The 6,473-nt window shown below is 76.1% G+C and carries 6 protein-coding genes; 2 read left to right on the top strand and 4 right to left on the bottom strand.

Going from position 1 to position 6,473, the window contains the following annotated elements:
• The 3 genes from E2C05_RS27070 to E2C05_RS27080 all read right to left on the bottom strand — a co-directional run.
• Positions 1 to 1,408, bottom strand: a 1,408-nt coding sequence (locus E2C05_RS27070) for an AAA family ATPase (protein ID WP_240046913.1), incomplete at its 3' end; no start/stop codon positions are given.
• Positions 1,405 to 2,019 (bottom strand): thioredoxin domain-containing protein, encoded by a 615-nt coding sequence (locus E2C05_RS27075; RefSeq protein WP_133222765.1) that lies wholly within the window; start codon positions 2,017 to 2,019, stop codon positions 1,405 to 1,407. The genes E2C05_RS27075 and E2C05_RS27070, both read right to left, overlap by 4 nt.
• A 46-nt stretch (positions 2,020 to 2,065) precedes the next feature.
• On the bottom strand, positions 2,066 to 2,608 hold the full coding sequence (locus E2C05_RS27080) for a DUF721 domain-containing protein (protein WP_133222766.1): 543 nt from the start codon (positions 2,606 to 2,608) through the stop codon (positions 2,066 to 2,068).
• Here E2C05_RS27080 and E2C05_RS27085 point away from each other — a divergent pair, their 5' ends adjacent.
• Together E2C05_RS27085 and E2C05_RS27090 are read left to right on the top strand one after the other, a co-directional pair.
• On the top strand, positions 2,609 to 3,691 hold the full coding sequence (locus tag E2C05_RS27085) for an A/G-specific adenine glycosylase (protein ID WP_133222767.1): 1,083 nt from the start codon (positions 2,609 to 2,611) through the stop codon (positions 3,689 to 3,691). It abuts the gene before it with no gap.
• 277 nt (positions 3,692 to 3,968) lie between these two features.
• Positions 3,969 to 4,964, top strand: a complete 996-nt coding sequence (locus E2C05_RS27090; protein ID WP_133222768.1) for an alpha/beta hydrolase family protein — start codon at positions 3,969 to 3,971, stop codon at positions 4,962 to 4,964.
• Between the two features lie 147 nt (positions 4,965 to 5,111).
• Here the strand turns inward: E2C05_RS27090 and E2C05_RS27095 are convergent, their stop codons facing one another.
• Entirely contained in the window at positions 5,112 to 6,326 is a 1,215-nt protein-coding gene (locus E2C05_RS27095) for a M20/M25/M40 family metallo-hydrolase (protein WP_133222769.1), read from the bottom strand.
• Positions 6,327 to 6,473: the final 147 nt, after the last annotated feature.

The following is a 6,473-nucleotide window of genomic DNA, read 5'->3' on the forward strand; positions in this document are numbered from 1 at the left end:
CCTGCTGGCCGGCGAGGCGGCGGGCGCGCTGCCCGGCGGCCTCCAGCGCCGCCGCCGCGGCATTCACCCGGGCGGCCAGGGAGGCCGCCTCCTCCGTCGCCAGGTTGGCGGCGCGCTCGGCATCGCGGGCCGCCTCGGCCGCCGCCTCCAGCGCCGCCTCGGCATCTGCGAGGCGGGTGGGCAGGCTGTCGGCATCCGCCGCCAGCGTCGCCTGTTCCTGCGCCAGGCGCCGCTCGGCGGCGGCGGCATCCGCCTCGACCTCCCGCGCATGCGCCAGGTCGCGGCTGATCTGGCCGAGCCGCGCCTCGGCGGCCTCCAGCGCGGCGCGGGCGCGGGTCTCCGCCGCCTCCAGCCCCTCGGTCTCGATCCGGCGCCGTTCCAGGGCGGTGCGGGCCTCCGCCTCGGCCTCCCGCAGCCCGGCGGTCAGCGCCTTCTCCGCCTCGAAGCTGCGGATCGCCGCCGCCTCGGCCTCGGCCTCGGCGCGCCTCGTCGCCGCCGCGGCCTGCTCGAAGCCGGCGCGAGCGACCTCCAGGGCCGCCTGGGCGCGGGCCTGCAGCAGGGACAGCCACTCGGCCTCCGCCTGCCGCACCAGGCCGCTGATGTTGCGGTAGCGGTTGGCCTGCCGCGCCTGCCGCTGCAGCGAGCCCTTCTGCGTCTCCAGCTGGCCCAGCAGGTCCTCGGCGCGGGTCAGGTTGGTCTCGGCCTGGCGGAGCTTGAGCTCCGCCTCGTGCCGGCGGGCGCGCAGGCCGCTGATGCCCGCCGCCTCCTCCAGCACCTGCCGGCGCTCCTCGGGCTTGGCGCCGATCATGGCGGCGACCTTGCCCTGGCTGACCATGGCGGAGGCGCGGGCGCCCGAGCCGATATCGGCGAACATGGTCTGGACGTCGCGCGCCCGGACCTCCCGCCCGTTCACGCGGAAGCTGCTGCCCTCGCCGCGGGCGATCTTGCGGACGATCTCGAGATCGGCGGCATCGGCGTTGGGCGGCGGCGCCAGGCCCTGCGCCTCCTCGAGGTAAAGCGTCACCTCGGCCAGGTTGCGGCCCGGGCGCGTGGCCGTGCCGGCGAAGATGACGTCCTCCATCTCCCCGCCGCGCATGGACCGCGCGGAGGTCTCGCCCATCGCCCAGCGCAGCGCCTCGACCACGTTGGACTTGCCGCAGCCATTCGGGCCGACGATGCCGGTGAGGCCGGGCATGACCTCGACGGTCGTCGCCTCGGCGAAGCTCTTGAAGCCGGCGATGCGCAGCCGGGCCAGCGTCGCGCGCAGTTGCGCGCGCTCCTGCTCGGCCGTGTCGCGCAATTGCGCGCGCTCCTGCCCGGCCGCGTCGTGCGGCGGCGCGTGCTCCTGCTCCGCCGCGTCGGGCGGCGCGGCCTCCTCGGGCGCGGCGGCGGCGGGCTGCTCGCTCAAGCCGGCTTCACGTCCTGCACGAGCTGGGCGAATTTCTCGAAGCCCATCGCGCCGGACTGGTTGACCGTGCGCCGGCCCTGGAAGGAGAAGCTCGGCGTCGCCTGCACGCTGAACTCCTTCTCCGCGATCGACCGCTCGGCGAGGATGGCGCGCTTCAGCGCCTCATCCGCCTGCACCTGGTCGAATTGCGGCTTCGGCATGCCGGCCAGCGCCGCCATCTTCGCCAGCTCCGCGAAGGGATCGCCCCGGGTGAAGGCCCAGCGGTCCTGGCTGCCGAGCAGCGCCGAGATGAAGCCCTCGTAGCGGTCGGCCGGCAGGGTGCGGGCGACGGCGGCGGCAGTCAGCGCCACCTGGTCCAGCGGGAAGTCGCGCCAGATGAGGCGGACGGCGCCGGTCTCCACCAGGTCCTTCTTCACCCGCGGGAAGGTGTCGCGGTGGAAGGCGGCGCAGTGGGAGCAGGTGAGGGAGAAGAACTCCACCACCTTCACCGGCGCGTCCGGCCTGCCGATGCCGCGTTCCGCCAGGCGCGGGTCGGTGCCCTGCGCCCAGGCGGTGGGCGCGGTCGCGGCCAGCGCGCTGGCGGCGAGGAGCGTGCGGCGGGGCAGGCGCATGAGGCCTCCGATCTCTGTCCGTGGCGACTCCGCCCGGGCCGGGCGGTCAGGGGCGGTTTCGATAGACTCGCTGGCCGAGCTTTGCCAGCGCCGCCCGCAATTCCTCCCCCGGGACGGCGGCGACGGCCTGCTCCACCTGCGGCGGCAGCGGCGCGTCCGGCGCGCCCCGGGCGACGGGCGCGCCGCCCGCCTGGGCCTGCTGCACGAAGCGCAGCCGCTCCACCAGCACCCGGCCGAGATGGCCGTTGATCCGCGCCAGCAGCTGCGGCGCGAGATGCGTCAGCTCCATCGCCACCGGCCCGGCGCAGGCGATGGTGAGCGTGCCGCCGGACAGGCGCCGGGGCGTGGTCGCCGCGGCCAGCGCCGGCCCCACCACCTCCGCCCAGTCGGCCATGAGCTGGGCCCCGGCCGGACTCTTCTTGCGGAAGACCGGGCGGGTGAGGCCGGGGATCAGGGCGCCGAGCGGGCGCGGGCCATAGGGATGCCGGGCCGCGCCGAAGCGCCCAGGCGCGGCCTCCCCCCGCGGCGGGGACCCGGGCGCGGGGGCGCCGGGGATGCGGTGGTCGGGGGCGTCGCTATCCTGGGCCATATGACCGTGCTTCCCCCATCGCTGCCCCCGGCTGCCCCGCTTCTCGCCTGGTATGACCGGCACCGCCGCGCCTTGCCCTTCCGCAGCCCCGCGGGCGGGAGGCCGGAGCCTTACCATGTCTGGCTGTCCGAGGTGATGCTGCAGCAGACCACCGTCGCCGCCGTCGGGCCACGCTTCGACCGCTTCCTGGCGCGCTTCCCCACCGTGCAGGCGCTGGCGGCGGCCGGGGAGGGCGCGGTGATGGAGGAATGGGCCGGCCTCGGCTACTACGCCCGCGCCCGCAACCTGCATGCCTGCGCGCGCCTGGTGGCCGAACGCGGCGGCTTCCCGCGGGATGCCGCGGCGCTGCGCGACCTGCCCGGCATCGGCGCCTATACCGCCGCGGCGGTGGCGGCGATCGCCTTCGGCGAAGCCGTGGTGCCGGTGGACGGCAATGTGGAGCGCGTGGTGGCCCGCCTAGCGGCGGAGGAGGGTGCCTTGCCGGCCGCGAAGCCGCGGCTGGCGGCGCTGGCCACGGGCTTCATGGCGGACCCGGCGGCGCGCGCCCGGCCCGGGGATTTCGCCCAGGCGCTGTTCGACCTGGGCGCCACGATCTGCACGCCGCGCGCGCCGGCCTGCGCGCTGTGCCCATGGCGCGAAGGCTGCGCGGCGCGGCGCGCCGGGATCCAGGAGACCCTGCCGCGCAAGGCGCCGAAGCGGGCGCGGCCGCTGCGGCATGGCGTGCATTTCCTGCTGACCGACGCGGCCGGGCAGGTGCTGCTGCGCCGCCGGCCGCCGAAGGGGCTGCTAGGCGGGATGCTCGAACTGCCCGGCACGCCCTGGCGCGACGCCCCCTGGACCGAGGCCGAGGCGCTGGCCTTCGCGCCTGCCGAGGGCCTGCGCTGGCGGCGCGTGCCCGGCGTGGCGCGGCACGGCTTCACGCATTTCGAGCTGGAGATGCTGCTGCTGGCCGCCGCGATGCCGGCGCTGGCGCCGCCTGCGGGGATGGAGGCGCGGCCGCTGGTTGCGGCGGCGGCGGCGATGCCGACCGTGATGCGGAAGCTGCTGGACCTGGCGGCGGGCGGCGCGGCGGCGGAGGCGTAAAGACGGGCTGAGTCCGGATCGGACCTATTCCGGAAGAACCTTGCGCCTTCAACAGGTTGCGTCCGGATCGGCTTGAGGAATTTTGGCCTTGAGCGCTTTATCCGGGCGGCCGCCGGGGCGCGGCGGTGGCGCTGACTTCATTCCTATACGCCCCGGCCATCCCCGCGGGCAAGCGCGGCGGCAGCGCTGCGCGGCGCGCCGCGACGGACCCCGGCATGCGCCGGCATGGCCCACCCTGCCGCCCGCCGGTATGGTCGGCCATCCGGAGTGACGCGCCATGCGAACCCTGCCTGCCTGGCTCCTCGGCGCGCTCCTCCTGCTCCTCGCGGGACGGGCCGCCGCCCTCCCGGTCGGCTTCACGACGCTGCAGGTGCCGGATGGCGCGGCGCCGGCGATCGAGGTCGGCGTCTGGTATCCCGGCGACGCGCCGACGCGCCCCACCGCCGTGGGCCTCTTCCGGCAGGACCTCGCGCCCGGGGCGCCGGTGCGGGGCCGCGGCCTGCCGCTCGTCGCCATCTCGCACGGCCATGGCGGGAATTTCGCCAGCCATGCCGATCTCGCCCTCGCCCTGGCGCAGGCCGGCTTCGTCGTCGCCGCGCCGACCCATACCGGCGACAACCACCGCGACCAGTCGCGCGCGACCGATATCGGCGGGCGGACCCGCGGCTTCGTGGCGGTGATCGAGCACATGGTGTCGCGCTGGGAGCCGGGGGCGATCGACCCGGCGCGCATCGGGGCCTTCGGCTTCTCGGCCGGCGGCTTCACCGTGCTGGCGGTGGCCGGGGGCGAGCCGGACCTGTCCCGCATCGGGCCGCATTGCGCGGCCGATCCCGGCTTCTACGACTGCCGGCTGATGGCGGCCGCCCGGGGCGGCATGGCCGCCGTCGCGGGCCCCGCCGCCGTGCCGCCGGCCTTCGCCCGCGACGGGCGCCTGCGCGCCCTGGTCGTGGCGGCGCCGGCCTTCGGCTTCGCCTTCACGCCGGCCGGCCTCGCCCGCGTGACCATGCCGGTCCAGCTCTGGATGGCGACGGATGACGCGATCCTGCCGTCGCCGGTCTATGCCGAGCCGGTGCGCGCGGCGCTGCCCCGCCCGCCGGAGGTCCGGGTCGCCGAGCGCGCCGGCCATTTCGACTTCCTGCCGCCCTGCCCCGAGGCGCTGTGGCGCGCCGCGCCGGCGATCTGCGGCAGCGCGCCGGGCTTCGACCGGGCCGAGTTCAGCCGCCGCTTCGCGGCCGAGATCGTCGGCTTCCTCGCACGGACGCTACCGCCCTGAGAGCCGATCCCGATCGGGTGGAATCCCCTGATCGGGCGAAGATGCCCGGAGAACCAGAAGACCAGGGCGGTTGCCGCGAGCCATGGCCGACGGAAGCCGCTCTGCGCATGGCCGGGCCCGGGCCGGCCGCCCCGCGCCGCGCGGCGGCTACTCCTCCATCCCCGCCGCCGCGAGGATCGTCGCCAGGCTCGCGGTCATGCCGCGCAGGCATTCCGCCGGCTCCACCTCGATCCACTCCTCCAGCGAATGCGCCCGCCCGCCGCGGCCGCCGGAGCCGATCTTGATGGCCGGGATGCCGAGGCTCATCGGGATGTTGGCATCCGTCGAGGACCATTCATGCGTCGGCGAGAAGCCCTGCGACGCGACGGCGGCCGTCGCCAGCCGCACGATGGCGGCATCGGCCGGCGTGTGGCCGGCCGGGCGGTCGCCGATCACGGCGCAGTCCACGGTCACCGGCCCCTCCCGCGTCGATCGCGCGGCATTCTCGGCAGCGACCGCGGCCTCGACGCCCGCCAGGAATTCCCGTTCCAGCCGCGCCAGCTCGGTGGCATCGGCGCTCCGCAAATCCACCTCCATCCAGACCGCATTGGGGATGGCGTTCACCGAGGTGCCGCCGCCCAGCACGCTGGCGCAATGCGTGGTCTTCGGGTCGCGCGGCGCGGCGAGGTCGGCCAGCCCCAGCATCGCCCGCGCCATGGCATAGGCCGGGTTCACCAGGCCGAAGGCGCCGTAGCTGTGGCCGCCCGGGGCGCGGAAGGTGACGCGGTAGCGCTTGCTGCCGACGCCGCCGGTGACGATGCGGTCCACCTCCGGGCTGTCCACGGTGAAGAAGGCCTCGACCGCATGGCGGTGGCGGCCTTCGGTGAAGAAGTGCCGCACGCCGCGCAGGTCGCCCAGCCCTTCCTCCCCCACATCGCCCAGCACCAGGATGTCGGCGCGGGTGCGGATGCCGGCCGCGTCCAGGGCGCGCAGGAAGCCGAGATTGACCGCCAGGCTGCGGGTGTCGTCGCCGATGCCGGGGGCAAGCAGGCGGTTGCCCTCCCGCCGCACCGTCGTGTCCGTGCCGGCGGGGAAGACGGTGTCGAGATGCGCCGCGACCACCACCGTGCTGCCATTCCCGCTGCCGCGGCGGCGGCCCATGACATTGCCGATGGCGTCCTGCTCCACCTCCTCGAGGCCGTGGGCGCGCAGCATCTCCAGGTAGGCGGCGGCGCGGCGTTCCTCGGCGAAGGGCGGGGCGGGGATCTCGGTCAGCGCGATGGTGTCCGCGACGATGCGCTCATGCTCGCGCGCCAGCACGCCGACGGCGTCGCGGAAGCGCGGATGGGCGAGGATGCGGGCGATGGTGGCCTCGGCGGTCATGGCGGCGGTCCCGGATGCGCGGGCCCTGGCCGCCCGCGGGCGGGGCGGCGGGCGGCTGGGAAGAAGGCGGGCGGCGCGGGCCAGGCTGGTCGCGGCCGCGCGGCGGCAGGTCGCCGCAAGCCGGCGGGCGCGTCAAGCCGCGGAACG

Source organism: Paracraurococcus ruber (assembly GCF_004353985.1).
GTDB classification, from domain to species: domain Bacteria; phylum Pseudomonadota; class Alphaproteobacteria; order Acetobacterales; family Acetobacteraceae; genus Paracraurococcus; species Paracraurococcus ruber.